This window comes from Tabrizicola sp. (assembly GCF_034366665.1).
In the GTDB taxonomy this organism is placed as follows: Bacteria; Pseudomonadota; Alphaproteobacteria; order Rhodobacterales; family Rhodobacteraceae; genus Tabrizicola.
Genome location: NZ_JAXMMF010000140.1, coordinates 1 through 22,054, shown reverse-complemented (window position 1 = coordinate 22,054; position 22,054 = coordinate 1). Strand labels below are relative to the sequence as shown.

13 protein-coding genes and 1 tRNA gene are annotated in these 22,054 nt (G+C 66.2%); 11 read left to right on the top strand and 3 right to left on the bottom strand.

What is annotated here, in order from left to right:
- Positions 1-7: 7 nt before the first annotated feature.
- Positions 8-6,334, bottom strand: coding sequence for a type I polyketide synthase (locus tag U1E69_RS20050; RefSeq protein ID WP_322246184.1), 6,327 nt, complete (start codon positions 6,332-6,334; stop codon positions 8-10).
- Between the two features lie 405 nt (positions 6,335-6,739).
- Between U1E69_RS20050 and U1E69_RS20045 the strand changes: the two genes are divergently transcribed.
- The 4 genes from U1E69_RS20045 to U1E69_RS20030 are packed head-to-tail and all read left to right on the top strand — an operon-like array spanning position 6,740 to position 10,153.
- Positions 6,740-7,381: an ExeA family protein gene (locus U1E69_RS20045; protein ID WP_322246183.1), complete on the top strand. Its 642-nt coding sequence runs from the start codon at positions 6,740-6,742 to the stop codon at positions 7,379-7,381.
- Positions 7,382-7,390: 9 nt separating this feature from the next.
- Positions 7,391-7,798 carry a hypothetical protein gene (locus U1E69_RS20040; RefSeq protein WP_322246182.1) on the top strand — a complete coding sequence of 136 codons (408 nt, stop codon included), beginning with the start codon at positions 7,391-7,393 and terminating at the stop codon, positions 7,796-7,798.
- On the top strand, positions 7,799-9,340 hold the full coding sequence (locus tag U1E69_RS20035; RefSeq protein WP_322246181.1) for a lipopolysaccharide biosynthesis protein: 1,542 nt from the start codon (positions 7,799-7,801) through the stop codon (positions 9,338-9,340).
- A gap of 6 nt (positions 9,341-9,346) precedes the next feature.
- A complete protein-coding gene (locus U1E69_RS20030) occupies positions 9,347-10,153 on the top strand; it encodes a CpsD/CapB family tyrosine-protein kinase (RefSeq protein WP_322246180.1) in 807 nt (268 codons plus the stop codon).
- A gap of 58 nt (positions 10,154-10,211) precedes the next feature.
- Here U1E69_RS20030 and U1E69_RS20025 read toward each other — a convergent pair.
- Positions 10,212-10,286: transfer RNA gene (locus U1E69_RS20025), tRNA-Gly, on the bottom strand.
- A gap of 310 nt (positions 10,287-10,596) precedes the next feature.
- On the opposite strand from U1E69_RS20025, the gene U1E69_RS20020 reads away from it, so the two are divergent.
- Together U1E69_RS20020 and U1E69_RS20015 are read left to right on the top strand one after the other, a co-directional pair.
- Positions 10,597-10,878, top strand: a complete 282-nt coding sequence (locus U1E69_RS20020; protein WP_322246179.1) for an EF-hand domain-containing protein — start codon at positions 10,597-10,599, stop codon at positions 10,876-10,878.
- Between the two features lie 174 nt (positions 10,879-11,052).
- Positions 11,053-11,250 (top strand): CsbD family protein, encoded by a 198-nt coding sequence (locus tag U1E69_RS20015; protein ID WP_322246178.1) that lies wholly within the window; start codon positions 11,053-11,055, stop codon positions 11,248-11,250.
- Positions 11,251-11,291: 41 nt separating this feature from the next.
- On the opposite strand, the gene U1E69_RS20010 is transcribed toward U1E69_RS20015, so the two are convergent.
- Positions 11,292-14,732 carry a pyruvate carboxylase gene (locus U1E69_RS20010; RefSeq protein ID WP_322246177.1) on the bottom strand — a complete coding sequence of 1,147 codons (3,441 nt, stop codon included), beginning with the start codon at positions 14,730-14,732 and terminating at the stop codon, positions 11,292-11,294.
- A 202-nt stretch (positions 14,733-14,934) separates the two neighbouring features.
- Here U1E69_RS20010 and U1E69_RS20005 point away from each other — a divergent pair, with 202 nt between their 5' ends.
- The 5 genes from U1E69_RS20005 to murC all read left to right on the top strand — a co-directional run bounded on the left by U1E69_RS20005 (position 14,935) and on the right by murC (position 21,894).
- A complete protein-coding gene (locus U1E69_RS20005; protein ID WP_322246176.1) occupies positions 14,935-17,304 on the top strand; it encodes an ATP-dependent helicase in 2,370 nt (789 codons plus the stop codon).
- Positions 17,305-17,361: 57 nt separating this feature from the next.
- A complete protein-coding gene (locus U1E69_RS20000; protein ID WP_322246175.1) occupies positions 17,362-18,000 on the top strand; it encodes a nucleoside/nucleotide kinase family protein in 639 nt (212 codons plus the stop codon).
- 144 nt (positions 18,001-18,144) lie between these two features.
- Positions 18,145-19,308 carry a putative lipid II flippase FtsW gene (ftsW, locus tag U1E69_RS19995; RefSeq protein WP_322246174.1) on the top strand — a complete coding sequence of 388 codons (1,164 nt, stop codon included), beginning with the start codon at positions 18,145-18,147 and terminating at the stop codon, positions 19,306-19,308.
- 85 nt (positions 19,309-19,393) lie between these two features.
- Positions 19,394-20,488: a UDP-N-acetylglucosamine--N-acetylmuramyl-(pentapeptide) pyrophosphoryl-undecaprenol N-acetylglucosamine transferase gene (locus U1E69_RS19990; protein ID WP_322246173.1), complete on the top strand. Its 1,095-nt coding sequence runs from the start codon at positions 19,394-19,396 to the stop codon at positions 20,486-20,488.
- Positions 20,485-21,894, top strand: coding sequence for a UDP-N-acetylmuramate--L-alanine ligase (gene murC / locus U1E69_RS19985; RefSeq protein ID WP_322246172.1), 1,410 nt, complete (start codon positions 20,485-20,487; stop codon positions 21,892-21,894). The genes U1E69_RS19990 and murC overlap by 4 nt, the downstream gene beginning before the upstream one ends.
- Positions 21,895-22,054: the final 160 nt, after the last annotated feature.

Genomic DNA, 22,054 nt, shown 5'->3' with positions numbered 1-22,054 from the left:
TCTCCGGTCACTCAGCGGCAAGGCGTTGATCAGGTTGGCGGAATTCGCCCGCTTCAGCCGCCTGTATCGCGGCCTTCATCCGGGCGGCAAGCACCCGGACGTTCGGTTCCAGCACCATCGAGTCATGGTCGCCAGGAACCTCCACCACATCCAGACGGGGCGCGAAGGGGGTCCAGAGGTTGTCGTGGAAGACATATTCGCGCTGCGAGGACACCCAGTTGCCCCCCGTCACTTTCCAGTGCCGGTCCAAGGGCGGGCGGTAAAGAACGACCTTGCCGTCCTCCCAGACCTTGAGGTCATAGACGCCGATGGCGTGGCGGAAGGCGGTCTCGATTGCGGCGTTGTTGTAGGACGGCACGGTCGGATCAGGTTCGTTCGCGGCCTTGGCCCGGCGCGAGCGTTCCCATTCCCAGCGGCGCTTGGCCCACTCGGCCAGGAATTGCGGGCCGCCCGCGCGGATTTCTGCAAGCTTGATCAGGGCCTTGTCCGGCTTTGACAGGAAGGGGCGGACCGGCAGCGGCGTGTCGAGGAGGACCATCAGGGCCACCTCTTCGCCTTCCGCCCGCAGCATCTGGCCGATCTCCCACGCCGTCAGGCCACCGCCCGAGAAGCCGCCCAGAAGGTAGGGGCCCTTGGGCTGGACCTGCCGGATTTCGGCCAGGCACGAGGCGGCGGCCTCTTCGATGGTCATGTGCGGCTGGTCGTCGCCGAAAAGCCCCTTGGCCTGCAGCCCATAGAACGGCCGGTCGGTGCCCAGAAGGCTGGCGAGGTGCCGCAGGTTCAGCACGTTGCCGAACATGCCCGCAACCAGGAAGAACGGGGTCTTCGGCCCGCCGTCTCCGCGGTGCATGGCGACGAGGTGGGTGAACTTCGGCCCTGCCGGGTCGGCCAGCTGGGTCGGCGCGGGCGCGTTGTCGTCCTGCGGGCCGATACGGTCTATGACAAGGGCGGCGCAGCGGGCGATGGTCGGGGCCTCGAAGAGGACCGAGATCGGGAAGTCTACCTTCCACTGCCGCCGGATCATGGCAAACAGGCGCACGGCGATCAGGGAGTGGCCGCCAAGGGTGAAGAAGTCATCCTCGACCCCCACTTCCGACACGCCCAGAAGTTCGGCCCAGAAGCCTGCGAGGGTGCGTTCGACGCTGTTCCTTGGCGCGACGTAGTCGGTTTCAAGGTCGGGCCGGGCAAAGCCGGGACCTTCGGTTTCCGCTGCCACGGGGGCGTTGGCCTGTTTCACCAGCGCTTCGAGGTCGAGCGAGGAGACGAGGACCTGCGCGCCGTCCGCCGCGATGGCGCGAAGGAAGGCCTCGGCGCCTTCTGCGGGGCGGATGCCTCCGGCCAAGGCCTGGGCGAGGCGCTGTTCGGCGGGCGACTGGCCGCGCTGGTCGTCGTCGCGGATCACCTCACGCGGGTTTGGCGGTTGGGGCTTTGCGAGCGCCTCCTCGAAGGCGACCTTGCGGAAGGTGATGCCTTCGACTTCCACCAGGACCTTTCCGGCGGGGTCGGTCAGGGTGACGTCGAAACTGGCGGTGTCCTCGGCCGGGGTGCCCGACAGGCGGACCCAGCTGCGGATTTCCGCGGGCAGGGGGCCGTGGACCCGGATCGCGGTGGTCATCACGGGGGCCCAGACGAAGCCTTCCTGCACTTTCGGAAGGAGTGCGATGCCCCAGCCGGTGCCGATGTCGTAAAGCGCGGGGTGGATCGTGCAGGTCGCGGTGTCCTGCACGGCCTGGGTCGGCAGGGCGAGGGTTGCGAGACCCTCACGCTGGCCAAGCGCGGTGGCTTTCAGGACCTGCCAGCGCGGGCCGAAAGCGATGCGGTCCTCTTGCGCCGAGGGCAGGTTTTCCCCGCCTGCCGCCGTGGCCTTGTCGGGGCAGCGGGCGGCGATTGCTGCCAGATCAAGGGTTTCCGCCTGCGTCGTCAGGGGGGCGACGCCCATCTCGGCGGTCATCGCCCAGCCTTGCGGCTCCAGCGCGCGGGCCTGCAGGCGTTGGCTGCCGTCACGGGCACGGGTGAGGCTGACGCGCAGGTCGCGGGGGAGGTCCGCTTCCAGCCGCAGGGGGCGGAAGACGGTGAGGTCGGTGAGGTGCAGCCCCTGCTTCGCGCCGGTCGCCATCAGCGCCTCGTGCGCGATCTCGGGCCAGGCCGAGCCTGGCAGGACCGCCGTGCCGTCGAGCAGGCGGTGGTCGTCCAACACCCACTGGTCCTTGGTCAGGGTGGCGTGAAAACGGGTTTCATCCTCGCCCTTCTGCATCCGCTCCAGCACCAGTTGCCCTGGCAGCGGCGCGCCCGCGTCCTTGCCCTGACGGCGGGCGTCGGCGTCGGCGGCCATGCCGATACCGGACCAGATGCCCCAGTTGACCGAGGTGACTTTGGTCAGGCCGCCCGCGCGGCTGCGGGCGAAGGCGTTGAGGTATTCGTTCGCGGCGACATAGTCGGCCTGGCCTGCGGGGGTCAGGACGGTTGAGGTCGAGGAGAAAAGGACGATCCGGTCGACTGACCCGTCGGGAAGGAGCGTGTCGAGGAGTTTGGTGCCGTGGACCTTGGGCGACAGGACCGCATCGGCGCTGCCGGGGTCCCTGCCGAGGAGGGGGGCGTCGTCGACGGTGCCTGCGGCGTGGACGACGCCGTAGATCGGGCCGAACTCGGTTTTGACGCGGGCGAAGGCGGCGCGCATGTCTTCGGGGTTACAGACGTCGGCGGCGACGGCCATCACGCGGCCAAGCCGTTCAAGGCGGGAGAGGACCCCGGCGCGGACGCTTCCGGCTTCGGGGACATGGCGGCCGATCAGGGCGATCTTGGCATGGCGGTCGCGCATCAGGCGCTCGGCCACGGTCACGCCGATCCCGCCAAAGCCGCCGGTGATGACCCAGACGGAGCCTTCGGGGACTTCGGCCTGTTCGGGCAGTTTCGCGGGGACGAGGCGGGATTCCAGCCTCCGGCTGCCACGGATCGCGGCGACGGTGTTGCCCGGGGTGGCGAGCATTTCTTCGAGGACGGCGGAGACGGTCTCCGCAGGGATCGTTTTCCGGTCGAGGGTCACGTCCAGAAGGCTGGCAGTCAGACCCGGCAGTTCGCGTGGCATCACGCGGACGGGGCCTGCGACGGTGGCTTTCTCGGGGTAGGGGAGGGCTTCGGTGCGGACCTGGGCCGCGCCGGAGGTGACGACGGTCAGGTGCGGCGCGGGTTTCAGGCCGATCTCGCCCATTGCCTGGCCGAGGAAGAACAGGCTCCAGAAGCCTTGTTCCAGGTTCCGCTGGAAGAAGGAGGAGCCGGGGCGGAAGGCCTCTTTTTCCGTCACCAGCCAGAAGTGGGCGATCCGGGCAGGCGACAGGTCGCGCTGGGCGAGGTCGGCGAGAAGCGCGTCGTAACCTTCGCGCCCGTGTTCGGGGGCAAGGGGGTAGGTGTCGTCCGAGGTGCGGGCGAAGGCGTCGCCGGCGTGGACGGTGATGACGCGGTGGTTCGCGGCGCGCAGGCGCTGGACGGCGGCGCGGGCGAGGCCGGCCTCATCGGCGAAGACGAGCCAGGTGAGGGGCGCGCCGAGTTCGGTTTCCACGTCGACCGGGCAGTCGGCGGGCATGACGCGCCAGCCGATCTTGTAGCCGAAGTCGGTGACTTGGTCGTGGCGGGTGGGGGTCAGGTCAGCCTCGGTCACCACGGCGGGTGCCCCGCGTTCGACGAAATAGCGGCTGCGCTGGAAGGGGTAGGTCGGCAGGGGGACGCGGCGGCGTTTCGCCTCGCCCCACAGCTGGGAGAGGTCGGGCTCGGCCCCGCAGGCCCAGAGGCGGCCGAGGGTGGCGATGAAGTGGCGGTCGTCGCTGACGGTGTCGTCGGGGTGGCGCAGGCTGGCCGGGACCGGCTGGCCGCCCATTGCGCCGTTGGCTTGGGCCAGCGAGGCCATCGCGCGGCCGGGGCCGACCTCAAGATACACGCGGTCGGCTTTCTGGCGGAGCGTGGCCATGCCGTCGGCGAAGCGGACGGTGTTCCTCAGATGGGCGACCCAGTAGTCGGGGCTGGTGGCTTCCGCATCGGTCAGGATCTGGCCGGAGCGGTTGGAGATGATCGGGATCTGCGGCGAGGAGAGTTGCATCCCGGCCAAGTGGGCGCGGAAGGCCGCAAGGATGCCTTCCAGCATCTTCGAATGTGCCGCGATGTCGATGGCGATGCGGGTGGTGTCGATGTCGTCGGCCTTGAGCCGCGCCGCTAGGTCCTTGAGGCCGGCGTCAGAGCCGGAGACGACGGTCAGTTCCGGCGCGTTGATCGAGGCGATGTCGAGGTCGCCGAGGTAGGGCTTCAGCGCGGCCTCGGACAGGGGCACCGACAGCATCCCGCCCGCCGGGACGGTGTCGAAGAGCTGCCCGCGCAGGCGGACGAGGCCGACGGCGGCTTCCAGCGTCATCACCCCGGCAACGCAGGCGGCGGCGTTTTCGCCCATCGAATGGCCGATCAGGACGGCGGGCTTGACGCCCCAGCTTTCCCACAGCTTTGCGAGAGCCACCTCGACGATCAGGATCAGCGGCAGTTGCTTGGACGGCTGGCGCAGCGCTTCGGCGGCGGCGGCTTCCTGGCCTGGGGCGGGCAGCCAGAGGGCGCGGGTTTCGGCTTCGGCGTCGCCCAGGGCGGCAAGGCCCCGGTCCATCCATTCGGCGAAGACGGGTTCGGTCTCATAAAGGTCGCGCGCCATGTTGGGGTATTGCGCGCCGCCGCCGGGGAACATGAAGACGACGTCGGGCGCATCGCCCAAGCGGCGCTGGGTGAAGACACGGCGGGGGTCGCCCGCCTCCAGCATCTTCGCGGCTTCTTCGTGGGTCTCGGCGACCAGCACCCGACGATGTTCGAAGGCGCGGCGGCCGTGTTTCAGGGTCCAGGCGATGTCGGCGAGGTTCTGGTCGGGGTGCGCGCGCAGGTGGGCGGCAAGGCGGGAAGATGCCTCACCCAGGGCCGACTGGCTGCGGGCGGAGAGGGTGATGAGTTGGAAGGGCCAATCCGAGGGTTCGGAGTCGGCAAGGGTGGGGGCCTCTTGCACGACGACATGGGCGTTGGTCCCGCCGACGCCGAGCGAGTTCACCCCGGCGCGGCGCGGGCCGTTGCGGCGGGGCCAGTCGGTCAGGCGGTCGTTGACGCGGAAGGGGCTGCCGTCAAAGTCGATGGCGGGGTTCGGGGCTTCGAAGTTCAGGCTGGGCGGCATCTGCTTGTGGTGCAGCGCGAGGGTGGTCTTGATCAGGCTGGCAACCCCGGCGGCGGTGTCGAGGTGGCCGATGTTGGTCTTGACGCTGCCGATCCGGGCAAAGCCCTTGGCGTCCGTGGTGCGGCGGAACGCTTCGGTCAGGGCGGCGATCTCGATCGGGTCGCCCAGATAGGTGCCGGTGCCGTGGCATTCGATATAGTCGACGGTTTCCGCAGGCGTCCCTGCGACGGCCAACGCCGTCGCGATGCAGTCGGCCTGGCCTTCGACGGAAGGCGCCAGATACCCTGCCTTGGCCGCGCCGTCGTTGTTGACAGCCGAGCCTTTGATGACGCCCCAGATATGGTCGCCATCGGCCAGTGCGTCCTCAAGGCGGCGCAGGAGCACGGTCCCCGCGCCGGACCCGAAGACCGTGCCCTGCGCGCGGTGGTCGAAAGCGTGGCAGACGCCGTCGGGCGACAGGACCTCACCTTCCTTGTAGATGTAGCCGCGGCCCTGGGGCAGGTCGATGGTGACCCCCCCAGCCAGCGCCATGTCGCATTCGCCGTTCAGCAGCGCCTGGATCGCGTAGTGGGTTGCCACCAGCGACGTGGAGCAGGCGGTCTGCAGGCCGAGGCTTGGCCCCTTCAGGTCGAAGACATGGCTTACGCGGGTCGACAGGAAGTCCTTGTCGTTGCCAGTATGGCGCAACAGGAACATGCCCGTGCTGTCGACCAGCGCCGGGTTCGAACAGAGGTTGAAATAGAAGTAGCTGCCCATCCCGCAGCCGGCGAAGACGCCGATGCGGCCCTTGAACCCTTCGGGCGTGTGACCGGCGTTCTCCAGCGCTTCCCAAGCCACCTCAAGGAACTGGCGGTGCTGCGGGTCAAGGATCGCGGCTTCCTTGGGGGAAAACCCGAAGAATTCAGCGTCGAAATGGTCGAACTTTTCCAGCAGGGCCGCCGCAGGAACATAGTTCGGATTGCGCAGCAGCGCGGGGTTCTCGCCCGAGGCGAGGATCTCTTCCTCGGTCAGGCGACGCACGGCGGACCGGCCCGCGCGCAGGTTGTCCCAATAGGCCTGAATATCCGCCGAACCCGGCAGATGCGCGGCCATGCCAACGATGGCAATATCGGTTTCTGCGGGAAGGTCCTGCAGTCCGTCCTTCATGCGACTACCCTCTCGACTGGTCTTTGGCGGCGACCCTTTGGTCGCATGTCCCGAACCGCGTGAACCCGACGTCATGCCCCAACGCGGGCGGGGTCTCTGGACGCCTTGGCATAAACACGCCTACCATGCACATGCCCGAAATCTGGCAACTCCTCAGGGTCATCAACGATTCGCGCGCCGTAAAAATTTTCTTGACCTTTCCTACAGCACCTTGTCCGGATACGCACGGACATTGGTCCAAAAAAACGCCATTCCTGCGGCAAAAACTGTTCTAGGCTGCTGATTTCCCTACTTTGTTGCCAGACTGGCATCAGTATAGTCGAAGCCGTCGCCTTGCCGCTCAACATTGCTTATGAGAGGGGGGCAACTCTCTGTCAGTCCGGGGATTTGCTTAAGGGTGAGTAGATGACGCGTCAAAGATCCCGCAAGTTGTTTTCCCGTATCCTGTGGTTCGATCAGGACGCCGGCAACGATCCCGTTGCGGCGGTGCCCGCACCCGTGACGGACCCTGTGCCCGAGCCACCGCCTACCCCTGAGCCCGAAGTCCGGCCTCCGGTTCCGGTTCCGCGCCGGGTCCGGTCGCGCATCCTGTCGCTTGAGCCGCAACCCGCGCCGCAGGGCGAGATCTATACCGAGCATTTCGGTCTGAACGCGCGGCCCTTCGCGCTGACGCCCGACCCGGATTTCCTGTACTGGCCGCAATCGCACCAGCGGGCATACACGATGCTGGAATATGGCATCCGCGCCAACTCGCCGATCACGCTGATCACGGGCGAGGTCGGAGCGGGCAAGACCACGCTTCTGCTGCATCTGATCCGGTCGCTGGGTTCCGAAATCCGCGTCGGCCTGATCTCGAACCCGCACGGCTCGCGCGCGGAACTGCTGCGCTGGGTCCTGCATGCGCTGGAGCAGCCGGCCGACCTGAACGAAAGCTATGTCGACCTCTTCTCGCGGTTTCAGAACTTCCTTTTGTCGGAATATGCCGCCGGTCGCTCGGTCGTGCTGATCTTCGACGAGGCGCAGAACCTGACGGCCGAGGCTTTGTAAGAGTTGCGGATGTTCATCAACATCAACTCGGGCAAGGACGAGGTGCTGCAACTGGTGCTGATCGGCCAGCCCGAACTGCGCGACCTGGTCTCGCAGCCCAACATGCGGCAGTTCGCGCAGCGTGTTGCGGCAAGCTATCATCTGACCGCGATGGACCTGAAGACGGTTCGCGGCTACATCCCGCACCGGCTTCAGGTTGCCGGGGCGCAGAAGCGAATCTTCACCGGCCCCGCGATCGACCTTATCCACCAGGTCACCCGGGGCGTGCCGCGCCTGGTGAACCAGTTGTGCGACCTTGCGCTGGTCTATGCCTTCACCCGGGGCAAGCGCACGGTAACTCCGACAACTGTCCAGCAGGTTCTGGACGACGGCGTCTTCTTTTCCGCGAACGCCGCAAGATATACGAGTGAGACCTGAATGACGCTTGACCTGCGCTTCTACCTGTCCCTGATGCTGCGGCGGCTGCCGATCATCCTTGCCATCACGATCACGGCGACGATGGCGGGTGTCCTTTACGCCATCTCGTTGCCGCCGGTTTTCCGTGCCGAATCGCGCCTTCTGATCGAGAATGCGCAAATCCCCGATGAACTTGCGGCCTCGACCGTGCGCTCGACGGCGGACGAGATCCTGCTGTCGATCCAGCAGCGCATCCTGACGCGCGAGAACCTTCTGACTCTGGCCGACCGCCACAGCCTTTTTGCCAATGCGCCGGAGATGGCCCAGAACGTGAAGCTGGACCAGATCGGCAGTCGCATCTCGATGTACATGCCGACGACGCAGGGCAACACTGGCGTCGTCCATGTCTCGTTCGCGGCGGGCGACCCGGAACTTTCGGCCGTTGTCACCAATGACATCGCCGAACAGATCCTGCAGTGGAACACCGAGCTGCGGACCCGTGCCTCGGGCAGCACGCTGGACTTCTTCGACCAGGAAGTGCGCCGCCTGACCGACGAATTGTCCCAGCAGAACGCCAAAATCCTGGAGTTCGAGCAGGCCAATCGCGACGCGTTGCCCGAAAGCCTGGAATACCGACGCACCCGGCAGGCCAGCCAGCAAGAGCGGCTCTTGCAGGTCAACCGCGAGCTTGCCTCCTTGCGCGACCGCCGCGACCGTCTGACCGAGCTTTACGACCGCACCGGCCGACTTGTGACCTCGGAAACCGACCGTTCGCCCGAGCAGGAGCGGCTGGAGCAGGCCCGTCAGGAGCTTGCCTCGGCGCTGGTGGTTCTTGCGCCGTCCAACCCGCGCCTCAGGGCCTTGCAGACGGAAGTCGCGGCGCTGGAGGAACGGGTGAAGGCGCAGCTTGGGGCATCCGGCGGGGGCCAGCTGTCGGCGTTCGAAGTGCAGATGCTGGACATCGACGGCCAGATCACCTTCCTGGCCGAACAGAAGAAGCTGCTGGAAGAGGACCTGGTCAAGCTTGAAGCCTCAATCGAGGCGACGCCTGGAAACTCGATCCGGCTTGCCGAACTGCAGAACAACTACGAAACCCTGCGGGTCCAGTATGAAGAGGCGGTCACCAGCCTGTCCGAAGCGCGGATGGGCGACCGGATCGAGGTCACCGACCGCGGCCAGCGGATCAGCGTGATCGAAAAGGCCGTGCCGCCGCCGTTCCGGGCCGAGCCGAACCGCCAGCGCATCACCATTGCGGCGCTTGGGGCCGGGGTGATCCTGTCGGCCGCGCTTCTGGTGCTGCTGGAGATCCTGAACCAGACCGTCCGGCGCCCGACCGAAGTGATCAAGGCGCTGGGCGTCGCGCCCTTCGGCACGGTCGGCTACCTTCCCGGCCCGCCCGAGCGGACGGGCATGACGCTGAACCGCGTGGCCGTCCTCTTGGCGCTCTTGATCAACATCCCGATGATACTTCTGGCGGTGCACCTTTATGTTGCTCCGCTTGGAACCCTCCTGGGCTTTGCGCCCGACGCTGCCGCCGAGGCTCCTGCCTCTCTTACCGAGTAAGCTGACATGGAACGGATACAATCCGCCCTCGCCAAGGCGCGTTCCGCGCGCGACCGCAAGCTGCAGGGCACGAACCCGGGGACCGGGAAGAAGTCGACCGAGACCGGTCCCTGGCCCGGTCTGGCCGAGCTGAAGCTCAACCCCGGCCATCTGGAGCGCAACCGGATCGTCGCGATGCACCCCGGGCCGAATGCCTCAAGCTTCGACGTGATGCGGACCAACCTCTTGCGGACCTTGCGCACGAACGGCTGGACCCGCGTGGCGATCACCTCGCCCACGCCGGGTTGCGGCAAGTCCACGGTGACCGCGAACCTTGCCTTCAGCCTGTCGCGGCTTGCCGATACGCGGGTGCTGGTGGTCGAACTGGACCTGCGCCATCCATCGCTGATCCGGATGCTGGGTGGGGGGTCCGAGCAGAACTTTGCCGGGATGCTGGCCGAAGGGAAGATCGACTACAGCCAGATTCGCCGCTCTGGTCCGAACCTTGCCTTCGCGCTCAGCGCCTTGCCCAAAGAGAACCCGGCGGAACTGCTGTCTGCCGCCCGCACCGCCGACATGATCGACGAGATTGAAGCGCAGCTGCGCCCTGATGTGGTGCTCTTCGACCTCTCTCCGGTCCTTGTCAGCGACGATGCGATCTCGTTCCTGGACCAGGTGGACTGCGCGCTGATGGTTGCAGGCGCGGACGAAAGCACGGTGTCCGAGATCGACAAGTGCGGCAAGGACCTGGCCAAGCGGACCCAGGTCCTTGGCGTGGTTCTGAACAAGTGCCGCTACATGGAGCAGGAAGAGTCGCTGACCTATCCCGAATAGGCAGCGCACGCCCGAAAACGACAAAGGGGCCCGCAAGGGGCCCCTCGTCTGGTCCGGATGGAGCGGGCGATGAGATTCGAACTCACGACCCTAACCTTGGCAAGGTTATGCTCTACCCCTGAGCTACGCCCGCGCCGTCTGGACAAGCGGGGATGTATAAAGACCCGCCGAAAGCCGCAAGAGGGAAAGTGACGGGCGCGCGAAAATTTCTGCAAATTCCGTGCGGCACCTCTGACCCGCTGGCATGAAAACAGCGCAGAAAGCCGCAATGCAAGTGCAGCGTCAACCCATGTTGCACCGCAGTAAAATCGGTGTGAAGTTTGCGCAACCACGCCGGGAATCGGCTTGGATTCCCAAGTCAAATGAATAACTTGCGCCACGAAGGCACAGTCGCCTTCTTGCGCGGCGGCGCTTTCTGCGCTGCCGCAAACTGGAGAGTTACCATGAACAAGATCGCATTCGTCCTGGCCGCTTCGGCCCTGTCCGCCACCGCCGCTTTCGCCGAAGGCGAAGCCCCGGCTGCTGACGCTGCTGCCACCGAGGCTGCGGCTCCGGTCGTGACCGACACCGATGCGAACGGCACCTTCTCGCTGGTCGAAGTGCAGGCCGTCTACACCGCCGTCACCGAAGAGACCTTCAAGGCCGCCGACACCGACGCCTCGGGCGAACTGTCGGCGGAAGAGCTGCAAGCTGCCGTCGACGCGGGCACCTTCGTCGCTGCCTGATCGACATCGCCTTGGCGATATCGGGCCGTCCTTCGGGGCGGCCCTTTGCTTTGGCGGCATCCCGCCAATGGGCCCCGGACCCTGGAACCGCAGCGTGGAACCGGATTGGGGGCTACGGCGTCATCTCACCATGAAGGCCGCGCCGCCGCGCCGCCCGGTTATAGGAGACCCGTGATGAACAACGACCAGATCGCCGGCAAGTGGAAGCAGATGAAGGGCGAAGCAAAGATCATGTGGGGCAAGCTTACCGACGACGAGCTTGACCAGGCCGAGGGCCACAAGGACAAACTCGCCGGGATGATCCAGGAGCGCTACGGCCGCACCAAGGAAGAGGCCGAAAAAGAAGTCAACGGCTTCTTCGACCGCTTCTGATGCGCAGGGGTAGGGTGGGCGATATCGCCCACGCTACGCTTTCACTCCAGCTCGATCAGCAGGTCCTTGGCCTCGATCTGGCTGCCCGGATGCACATGGATCGCCTTCACCGTGGCCTCGCGGTCGCAGTGCAGGCCCGTCTCCATCTTCATCGCCTCGATGTTCAGCAGAAGGTCGCCCGCGCGCACCTTTTGCCCCAGCGTCACCGCGATGGAGGCCACGGCCCCCGGCATCGGTGCTCCGACATGGGCTGGATTTCCGTCCTGCGCCTTGGGCCGCGCGGCGGTCTTCGCCTTGATCGCCCGGTTCGGCACCCGGATGACCCGAGGTTGGCCGTTCAGTTCGAAGAAGACCTTGACCTCTCCATCCTCGGTCGTTTCGCCCACCGCCTGCAGCCGGATTTCAAGCGTCTTGCCGGGGTCGATCTCAAGTGACACTTCGTCCCCCGGCTGCATGCCGTAGAAGAACACCGGCGTCGGCAGGGTACGGACCGGGCCATAGGTCTTGTGGCGACCCATGTAGTCGAGGAAGACCTTGGGATACATGAGGTAGCCGTTCAGATCCTCGTCATCGACGGTGATCCCGTTCATCTCCTCGGAGACCTTCTTGCGGACCGCCTCCAGGTCCACGGGCGGCAGCGTCTTGCCGGGACGGTCGGTCAGCGGCGCTTCGCCCTTCAGGACCTTCTTCAGGATACCCTGCGGCCAGCCGCCATGCGGTTGCCCGAGGTTGCCCTTCAGCATGTCCGCCACGCTGTCGGGGAAGGCCACGTCGATGTCCGGGTCCTCGACCTGCGCGCGGGTCAGGCCCTGTGCCACCATCATCAGCGCCATGTCGCCCACGACCTTGGAGGACGGCGTGACCTTCACGATGTCGCCGAACATCTGGTTGGCATCGGCATAGGCCTGCGCGACCTCGTGCCAGCGTTCTTCCAGCCCCAGGGACCGCGCCTGGGCCTTGAGGTTGGTGAACTGACCCCCAGGCATTTCGTGCAGGTAGACCTCCGAGGCGGGGGCCGGGATGCCGGATTCGAACGCCGCGTACTGCTTGCGGACCCCTTCCCAGTAGTCGGAAATCTGCCGGACCGCCGCAATGTCGAGGCCGGTGTCGCGGTCGGTGTTGCGCAGGGCCTCCACGATCGACCCCAGGCAGGGCTGCGAGGTCCCGCCGCTGAACGCATCCATCGCCGCGTCCACCGCATCAACGCCCGCATCGCAGGCCGCCAGCACCGTCGCCGCCGCCGCCCCCGAGGTATCATGGGTGTGGAAATGGATCGGCAGCCCGATTTCCTGCTTCAGCGTCTTGATCAGGATCTTGGCCGAAGCGGGTTTCAACAGACCCGCCATGTCCTTCAGCCCCAGCACATGCGCCCCGGCCGATTTCAACTCCTTGGCGCGGTCGAGGTAATACTTCAGGTCGTACTTCGACCGGGCCGGGTCCAGTAAGTCGCCGGTATAGCAGATCGTGCCTTCGCAGACCTTGTTCGCCTCGATCACCGCGTCCATCGCGACGCGCATGTTCTCGACCCAGTTGAGGCTGTCGAACACGCGGAAGACGTCGACGCCGGTCTTGGCGGCCTGCTTGACGAAGGACTGCACCACGTTGTCGGGATAGTTCGTGTAGCCCACGCCGTTCGAGGCGCGCAGCAGCATCTGCGTCATCAGGTTCGGCATCCGGGCGCGCAGGTCGCGCAGGCGCTGCCAGGGACATTCCTGCAGGAAACGGTAGGCGACGTCGAAGGTCGCGCCCCCCCAGCATTCGACGCTGAAAAGCTGCGGCAGGTTCGCGGCATAGGCCGGGGCGACCTTGATCATGTCGATCGACCGCATCCGGGTGGCCAGCAAGGACTGGTGCCCGTCGCGCATCGTCGTGTCGGTCAGCAGGACCTTCTTCTGTTCCTTCATCCAGTCGGCGACCGCCTGCGGGCCCTTCTGTTCCAGAAGATTGCGCGTGCCCATCGAGGGCTGACCCTTCGGCGCGGGCGGCTTCGGCGCCTTCGCCTCGGCCGGGGGCTTCGGGCGGCCCGCCGTCTCGGGGTGGCCGTTCACGGTGATGTCGGCGATGTAGAGCAGGATCTTCGTCGCCCGGTCGCGGCGTTTCTTGAAGGCGAACAGCTCGGGCGTCGTGTCGATGAATTTCGTCGTGTATGTGTCGTTCAGGAAGGTCTTGTGCTTCAGAAGGTTGATGACGAACTCGATGTTCGTGGCGACCCCCCGGATGCGGAATTCGCGGAGCGCCCGGTCCATGCGGGCGATGGCCTTTTCCGGCGTCTGGGCGTGGGCCGTGACCTTCACCAGAAGCGAGTCGTAGTAGCGCGTGATCACCGACCCCGCATAGGCCGTGCCACCGTCGAGGCGGATGCCGTTGCCGGTGGCGGACCGATAGGCGGTCAGGCGGCCATAGTCCGGGATGAAGTTGTTCAGCGGGTCTTCCGTCGTCACCCGGCATTGCAGCGCGTGGCCGTTCAGCTTGACCTCGGCCTGCGACGCGACCCCTGTCGCCTCGGCCAGCGATTTGCCTTCCTCGATGAGGATCTGGGCCTGGACGATGTCGATCCCAGTGACCTCTTCGGTGACGGTATGCTCGACCTGGACGCGGGGATTGACCTCGATGAAGTAGAACTTCTCGGTGTCCATATCCATCAGGAACTCGACCGTTCCCGCGCATTCGTAGTTGACGAAGGCGCAGATGCGCTTGGCCATCTCGCACACGTCTTCGCGCTGCGCTTGCGTCAGATACGGCGCGGGCGCGCGTTCGACGACCTTCTGGTTCCGGCGCTGGACGGTGCAGTCGCGCTCCCACAGGTGCCAGCAGTTGCCCTGCTTGTCGCCCAGGATCTGCACCTCGACGTGGCGGGCGCGGAGGATCATCTTTTCCAGATAGCCCTCGCCGTTGCCGAAGGCGGATTCCGCCTCGCGCCGGCCCTCGCGGACTTTGCCCTCCAGCTCCTCCTCGTTCAGGATCGGCCGCATCCCGCGACCGCCACCACCCCACGAAGCTTTCAGCATCAGGGGATAGCCCACTTCGGCGGCCTGCTTCTTGATGAGGGCCATATCCTCGCCCAGGACCTCGGTCGCGGGGATGACCGGGACACCGGCCTCCATCGCCACGCGGCGGGCCGAGGCCTTGTCGCCCAAGGCGCGCATGGTTTCGGCGCGCGGGCCGATGAAAGTGATCCCGGCCTGATCGCAGGCATCGACGAAATCGGGGTTCTCTGACAGAAGGCCATATCCCGGATGGATCGCATCCGCCCCCGCCATGCGGGCGACCCGGATGATCTCGGGGATCGACAGGTACGCGCCCACAGGCGTCATCCCCTCACCGATCCGGTATGCCTCGTCCGCCTTGAAGCGGTGGAGGCTCAGCTTGTCCTCCTCGGCATAGACCGCGACGGTCTTCTTGCCCATCTCGTTGGCCGCCCGCATGACGCGGATCGCGATCTCGCCCCGGTTGGCGACAAGGATCTTCTTGAACTCGGGCATCGGCGGCACTCCCCCAGGCGGCTAGACCCGTGCACATTAGGGGCGCTGCACTGCAGCGCAAGAGACTTTGACGTCGTTTTCCAACAGAAATGCGACAGGGTGCCGCATTGGCCCGTTAGCGCAAACATATCGCTGCGGCGGACCCTGAACATTCCTAGAACGCGGGACTTTCCCCCCGCGCGGAACAGGATATACTGCGGCGATGAACTCCTGGGACGAAGATCAGGCCTTCGAGGCCGCAGCCGCGCCCGTTCCGCTGTCGCAGCGCGCGATGGCGGCGCGCGGCACGCCCTATCTTGACGACCTGAATCCGGCGCAACGCGCTGCCGTCCTGGCACTTGACGGGCCGGTCCTGATGCTGGCGGGGGCGGGGACCGGAAAGACCAAGGCACTGATGGCGCGAGTGGCTCACCTAGTCACCCAAGGCAAGGCCCGGCCCGACGAGATTCTTGCAGTGACCTTCACCAACAAGGCCGCTCGGGAGATGAAGCATAGGCTCGAACGGACACCGTTCAACATTCCGCCAGTCCGGTGGATGGGCACTTTCCACGCTCTGTCGGTGAAGATCCTGCGGCGGCATGCCGAACTGGTGGGGCTGAAGCCGAACTTCACGATCCTGGACACAGACGACCAGATTCGCCTTCTGAAGCAACTGATCCTAGCCGCCAACATCGACGAAAAACGCTGGCCTGCGCGGCTGTTGGCCAGCCTGATCGACGGCTGGAAGAACCGCGCCTGGACGCCCGAGAAGGTGCCATCCTCGGAAGCCGGGGCCTACAACAACCGGGGAACCGAGCTTTACGCGGCCTATCAGGACCGCCTGAAGACCCTGAACGCCACCGATTTCGGCGACCTGCTTCTGCATTGCGTGACGATCTTCCAGACCCACCCGGACGTGTTGCAGCAGTACCAGCGCTGGTTCCGGTATATCCTGGTGGACGAATATCAGGATACCAACGTCTGCCAGTATCTCTGGCTGCGGCTTCTGGCGCAGGCCCACAAGAACATCTGCTGCGTGGGCGACGACGACCAGTCGATCTACGGCTGGCGCGGGGCCGAGGTCGGCAACATCCTGCGCTTCGAAAAGGATTTTCCGGGCGCGCAGGTGATCCGGCTGGAGCAGAACTACCGCTCGACCGCTCATATTCTTGCCGCCGCTTCCGGGGTCATCGCCAAGAACGCCGGGCGTCTGGGCAAGACGCTTTGGACGGCTGGCGAGGCGGGCGAAAAGGTCCGCCTCATCGGCCACTGGGACGGCGAGGAAGAGGCGCGCTGGATCGGCGAAGAGATCGAGGCGATCCAGCGCGGGACGCGGGGCATGGACCCGGTGGACCTGAACCACCAGGCGATCCTTGTGCGGGCGTCCCACCAGATGCGGGCGTTCGAGGACCGGTTCCTGACCATCGGCCTGCCTTACCGGGTGATCGGCGGCCCCCGCTTCTACGAACGCCAGGAAATCCGCGATGCGATGGCCTATTTCCGGCTGGCGGTGTCCCCGGACGACGACCTCGCGTTTGAACGGGTGGTGAACCTGCCCAAGCGCGGCCTTGGCGACACGGCGCAGTCGAAGATCAACGTGCTGGCCCGGGGGGCGGGGGTGTCCCTCCTTGACGGCGCGCGGGAGGCTTTGGCGAAGGGGGTGATCCCGGGGAAGGGGGCCGCGCAGTTGCGGGCCTTCGTTGAGGGGGTGGACCGCTGGCACCTGGGGACCCTGCACCCGGAATACGACCATATCCGCTTGGCCGAGACGATCCTGGACGAGTCGGGCTACACCGAGATGTGGCAGAACGACAAGACGCCGGAGGCTCCGGGGCGCTTGGACAACCTGAAGGAACTGATCAAGGCGCTGGAGCAGTTCGACAACCTGCAGGGGTTCCTGGAACACGTCTCCCTCATCATGGACAACGAGACCGAGGGGGCGGAGGAGAAGGTCACGATCATGACCCTTCACGCCGCCAAGGGGCTGGAGTTCCCGGTGGTCTTCCTGCCGGGGTGGGAGGACGGCCTCTTCCCCAGCCAGCGTAGCATGGACGAGTCTGGGCTGAAGGGGCTGGAGGAGGAGCGGCGGCTGGCCTATGTCGGGATCACCCGGGCCGAGGAGGTCTGCACGATCAGCTTTGCCAGCAATCGGCGGGTCTATGGGCAGTGGCAGTCGCAGCTGCCCAGCCGCTTCATCGACGAGCTGCCGGTCGAGCATGTCGAGGTGCTGACCGCCCCCGGTCTTTATGGCGGCGGCTTCGGGGCCGCGGCGCAGGTGGGGTTCGGCTCGGCGCTGGAGGAACGGGTCTCCAAGGCCGACGTCTACAATTCCCCCGGCTGGCGGCGGATGCAGGAACACTCGAACGTCCGCCCCATGCGCCAACCACAAGAGGCGCGGCATGTGGTGATCGACATGGAGGCAGTGTCCCCCTACGTGATCGGCGACCGGGTCTTCCACCAGAAGTTCGGCTACGGCGAAATCATGGGGATCGAGGGCGACAAACTGGACATCGAGTTCGACCAGGCCGGGTCGAAAAAGGTCGTCGCACGCTGGGTGATCCCGGCGGACCAGGTGGACGACGTGCCGTTCTGAGGCAGGGTGTCCACGCATGCCGCGATTTTCGATGCAGGAAAGGCTGGGGAGGGCGAGATGCCGGGAGATACCATCGAGCTTGCGCATCTGGCCGACCTTCTGGAGGCTCGCGCATCCGGCGGGCGGGTCATTGCGGCGATTGCGGGGGCTCCGGGGTCGGGAAAGTCGACGCTGGCGGAAAAGCTGGTGGGCAAGCTGAACGGGCGGCGGCCGGGGACGGCGGCGGTGTTGCCGATGGACGGGTATCATTTCGACGACTTGTATCTGGTGCCTGCCGGGCTGCGGCCAAGGAAGGGCGCGCCGATGACCTTCGATGTGGGCGGGCTTCACCATACCCTGAAGCGGCTGCGGGCGCGGGACGAGGCCGAGGTCGCGGTGCCGGTCTTTGACCGCAAGATCGAGATCGCGCGGGCAGGGGCGCGGCTGATCCCCAGGGATGTGCCGGTGATCGTGGTCGAAGGGAACTGGCTGCTGCTGAACCAGGCGCCTTGGGACCGGCTGCGCCCGATGTTCGATGTGACGGTGATGGTCGAGGTTCCCGAACATGTCTTGCGCGCCCGGTTGCGCGGGCGGTGGGAGCGGCTGGGGCTGTCCGAAGCGGAAATCATTGAGAAGCTTGAGGAAAACGACCTGCCGAATGGGCGCTGGGTGCGGGATGGGTCGGTTGCGGCGGACCATGTGATCCGCAACGGCTGAGTGCCGGGCCAGGCCGCAATTTCCGATTCTCCGAACCCTATTCGCGCTGGCCTTGCGATTCGTTTGGCGCTACTCTGCCGCTTGAAGACCTGGGGGATACACCCGGGCTTCCAAAGGCAGAGCAGGCGTGACAGGCGGTTTTCCATGACTGAAATGGTCTATGGCTCCAATCCCGTTCGGGTGTCGGAGCCGGTCATCCCACGGTGGTGGCGCACGATCGACAAGTGGACGCTGACCTGCGTCTTCGTCCTGTTCGGGATCGGGCTTTTGCTGGGCCTGGCCGCCTCGGTGCCGCTTGCCTCGCGCAACGGGCTGGAGCCGTTCTATTATGTGCAACGGCAGGCCTTCTTTGGCGGCATCGCGCTGGTCGTGATGATCGGGATTTCCATGATGCCGCCGGACATGGTGCGCAGGCTTGGGGTGCTGGGCTTTGCGGTGTCGATGCTGGCGCTGATGCTGCTGCCGATCTTCGGGACCGACTTCGGCAAGGGCGCGGTGCGCTGGTTCTCGTTCGGGTTCGCGAGCGTGCAGCCGTCCGAGTTCCTGAAGCCCGGCTTCGTGATTGTCGTGGCCTGGCTGATCGCCGCCAGTCAGGATCTGAACGGGCCGCCGGGCAAGTCGATTTCCTTTGCGCTGACGCTGGTGGTGGTCGCCTTCCTGGCGATGCAGCCGGACTTCGGGCAGTCGGCGCTGATCCTTTTTGCCTGGGGTGTGGTCTATTTTGTCGGCGGCGCTCCGATGCTGCTGATCGGGGTCGTGGGCGGGCTGGTCGCGGCGGGGGGGCTGGTGTTCTATGAGGTCTCCGAACACTTCGCGCGCCGGATCGACGGGTTCCTGTCGCCGGACGTCGACCCTCGGACCCAGCTTGGATATGCGGCGAACGCGATCCAGGAGGGCGGGTTTTTCGGCGTGGGCGTGGGCGAGGGTCAGGTGAAATGGTCGCTGCCCGACGCGCATACCGACTTCATCATCGCTGTGGCGGCCGAGGAATACGGGCTGCTGCTGGTTCTGTTGATCCTGGCGGTCTACGGGCTGATCGTGGTCCGGTCCCTGTGGCGGCTGCTGCCAGAGCGTGACCCCTTTGCGCGGCTCGCAGGCGCGGGTCTGGCCTGCATCTTCGGGGTGCAGGCGATGATCAACATGGGGGTCGCTGTGCGCTTGCTGCCCGCCAAGGGGATGACGTTGCCCTTCGTGAGCTATGGCGGATCGTCGGTCATTGCGGCCGGGATTACCCTCGGGATGCTTCTGGCGCTGACGCGAGAGCGGCCACGCGGGCAGATGAGCGACGTCTTCCGGCGGGGGCGGTGATGGGTCCTGGCCTGCTTCCCCCTCACCCCAACCCTCTCCCCCGGGGGGAGAGGGGGGCGCTTGTCGGTGCCGGAGGTTCCGGACGATGAGCGGAAAGCTGCTATTGATCGCGGCTGGCGGCACGGGCGGGCACATGTTCCCGGCCCAGGCGCTGGCCGAGGCGATGCTGGCGCGGGGCTGGCGGGTGAAGCTGTCCACCGACGACCGCGGCGCGCGCTATGCGGGCGGGTTTCCGGCAGAGGTGACGGTCGAGAAGGTGGCGTCGGCGACCTTTGCGCGGGGCGGGGTGGCGGCGAAGCTGATGGTGCCGTTCCGTATCCTGGGGGGTGTCGTGGGCGCGCTGGTGTCGCAGATGCGCGACAAGCCTGCGGTCGTGGTGGGGTTTGGCGGCTATCCGTCGATACCCGCGCTGACGTCCGCCTGGGTGCTCCGGCGGCCGCGCATGATCCATGAGCAGAACGGGGTGCTGGGCCGGGTCAACCAGGTCTTTGCGCGCCGGGTCGACAAGGTGGCCTGCGGGACCTGGCCCACGGCCCTGCCTGCGGGCGTGACGGGCGAGGCCACGGGCAACCCGGTGCGGGCTGCGGTTCTGGATCGGGCCTCTTCGCCCTATATCGCGCCCGGCGATTATCCGATGAGTGTGGTGGTGATTGGCGGCTCTCAGGGCGCGCGCATCCTGTCCGACGTTGTCCCGGCGGCGACTGCGCTGCTTTCCGAAGCCCTGCGGGCCAACCTGCGCGTCGCGCATCAGGCGCGGGACGAAGACGGCGCGCGCGCTGCGGCGGCCTATGAGGCGGCGGGCGTGAGAGCGGAAATCGCTCCGTTCTTCGCGGACATTCCGCGCAGGCTCTCGGAGGCTCAGCTGGTGATCAGCCGGTCGGGGGCCTCGTCCGTGGCGGATATCAGCGTGATCGGGCGACCGGCGATCCTGATCCCCTTTGCGGCAGCGACGGGCGACCATCAGACCGCAAACGCCAAGGGGCTGCGTGACGCGGGGGCCGCCGTGGTGATCCAGGAGAAGGCGCTTGACGCGAGCGCGCTTGCGGGCCACATCGCCGCGATCCTGGAAGACCCCCACAAGGCCGAAGGCATGGCGCGCGCGGCGCTGGGCGAAGGCAAGCCGGATGCGACGGCGCGCCTGGTGGCGTTGGTCGAAGACTTGGGCGGAGAGACGCAATGAACGCAGCAACGAAGCTTCCGCTGGAACTGGGGCCGATCCATTTCATCGGCATCGGCGGGATCGGGATGTCAGGCATCGCCGAGGTCCTGATGACGCTGGGCTATGCGGTTCAGGGGTCGGACGCGAAGGCTTCGAAAATCACCGACCGGCTGGTCACCCTGGGTGCGCGGTTCTTCGAGGGGCAGCGGGCCGAGAACATCGGCGATGGAGTGTCGGTCGTCGTGATCTCCAGCGCGATCAAGAAGGGCAACCCGGAGCTGGAAGAGGCGCGGCGGCGCAAGCTGCCGGTGGTGCGCCGGGCCGAGATGCTGGCGGAACTGATGCGGCTGAAGTCGAACATCGCCATCGCCGGAACGCACGGGAAGACGACGACGACGACGATGGTGGCGACGCTGCTGGACAAGGGCGGGTTCGATCCCACGGTCATCAACGGGGGCGTGATCCACGCCTACGGCTCGAACGCGCGGGCCGGGGCGGGGGAGTGGATGGTCGTGGAGGCGGACGAAAGCGACGGGTCCTTCAACCGCCTGCCGGCGACCATCGCCATCGTGACCAACATCGACCCCGAACATATGGAGCATTGGCACACCTTCGACGCGCTGCGGAAGGGGTTCCTGGATTTCGTGTCGAACATCCCGTTCTATGGGCTGGCAGTCTGCTGCACCGATCATCCCGAGGTGCAGGCGCTGGTCGGCCGGGTGACGGATCGGCGTGTCATCACCTTCGGCTTCAACGCCCAGGCCGACGTGCGCGCGCAGAACCTGACCTACGAAAATGGCGTCGCGCATTTTGACATCGCCTTGCAGTCCGAGGGCCAGGTGATCGAGGGCTGCACCTTGCCGATGCCGGGGGACCACAACGTGTCGAACGCCTTGTCGGCGGTCGCGGTGGCGCGACATCTGGGGATGAAGCGCGACGAGATCCGCGAAGCTCTGGCGGGGTTTGCCGGGGTCAACCGCCGCTTCACAAAGGTGGCCGAGGTGAACGGCGTCACGATCATCGACGATTACGGCCACCACCCGGTCGAAATCGCGGCGGTTCTGAAGGCGGCGCGGCAGGCGACGAAAGGCCGGATCATCGCTGTCCACCAGCCGCACCGCTATACGCGCCTGTCCAGCCTGTTCGAGGAGTTCTGCACCTGCTTCAACGAGGCCGACGTGGTCGCTATCGCTGACGTCTATTCCGCTGGCGAGGACCCGATCCCGGGCGTCAGCCGCGACGATCTGGTCGCGGGCCTCATTGCCCACGGTCACCGCCACGCCCGCGCCTTGCAGGACGAGGGCGAGCTTGCCCGGCTGGTGAAGGAACAGGCGCGGCCCGGCGACATGGTGGTCTGTCTGGGCGCGGGCACGATCAGCGCCTGGGCCAATGCGCTGCCCGCAAAGCTGATGGGCAAGGCAGCATGACCCGGCGCGCAGGTCAGGGTTTCACGGTATGATCTGGGGTGTCGTCACACCCCTGTTCTTCGGTTGCCTCTGGATCGTGCTGGCCGCCGTTGTGGCGATGCTTCCGATGAAGCGGCAGATGGTGCCGGGGCTGATCCTGCTGATCATCGCGCCCTTTCTG

Bases quoted from the DNA above. Each gene is read 5' to 3' on its own strand.
- U1E69_RS20020 (WP_322246179.1), top strand. From the start codon at position 10,597: ATGAACAAGATCGCATTCGTCCTGGCCGCTTCGGCCCTGTCCGCCACC.
- U1E69_RS20045 (WP_322246183.1), top strand. From the start codon at position 6,740: ATGACGCGTCAAAGATCCCGCAAGTTGTTTTCCCGTATCCTGTGGTTC.
- U1E69_RS19990 (WP_322246173.1), top strand. From the start codon at position 19,394: ATGAGCGGAAAGCTGCTATTGATCGCGGCTGGCGGCACGGGCGGGCAC.
- ftsW (WP_322246174.1), top strand. From the start codon at position 18,145: ATGACTGAAATGGTCTATGGCTCCAATCCCGTTCGGGTGTCGGAGCCG.
- U1E69_RS20010 (WP_322246177.1), bottom strand. From the start codon at position 14,732: ATGCCCGAGTTCAAGAAGATCCTTGTCGCCAACCGGGGCGAGATCGCG.
- U1E69_RS20000 (WP_322246175.1), top strand. From the start codon at position 17,362: ATGCCGGGAGATACCATCGAGCTTGCGCATCTGGCCGACCTTCTGGAG.
- murC (WP_322246172.1), top strand. From the start codon at position 20,485: ATGAACGCAGCAACGAAGCTTCCGCTGGAACTGGGGCCGATCCATTTC.
- U1E69_RS20030 (WP_322246180.1), top strand. From the start codon at position 9,347: ATGGAACGGATACAATCCGCCCTCGCCAAGGCGCGTTCCGCGCGCGAC.
- U1E69_RS20005 (WP_322246176.1), top strand. From the start codon at position 14,935: ATGAACTCCTGGGACGAAGATCAGGCCTTCGAGGCCGCAGCCGCGCCC.
- U1E69_RS20035 (WP_322246181.1), top strand. From the start codon at position 7,799: ATGACGCTTGACCTGCGCTTCTACCTGTCCCTGATGCTGCGGCGGCTG.
- U1E69_RS20050 (WP_322246184.1), bottom strand. From the start codon at position 6,334: ATGAAGGACGGACTGCAGGACCTTCCCGCAGAAACCGATATTGCCATC.
- U1E69_RS20015 (WP_322246178.1), top strand. From the start codon at position 11,053: ATGAACAACGACCAGATCGCCGGCAAGTGGAAGCAGATGAAGGGCGAA.
- U1E69_RS20040 (WP_322246182.1), top strand. From the start codon at position 7,391: ATGTTCATCAACATCAACTCGGGCAAGGACGAGGTGCTGCAACTGGTG.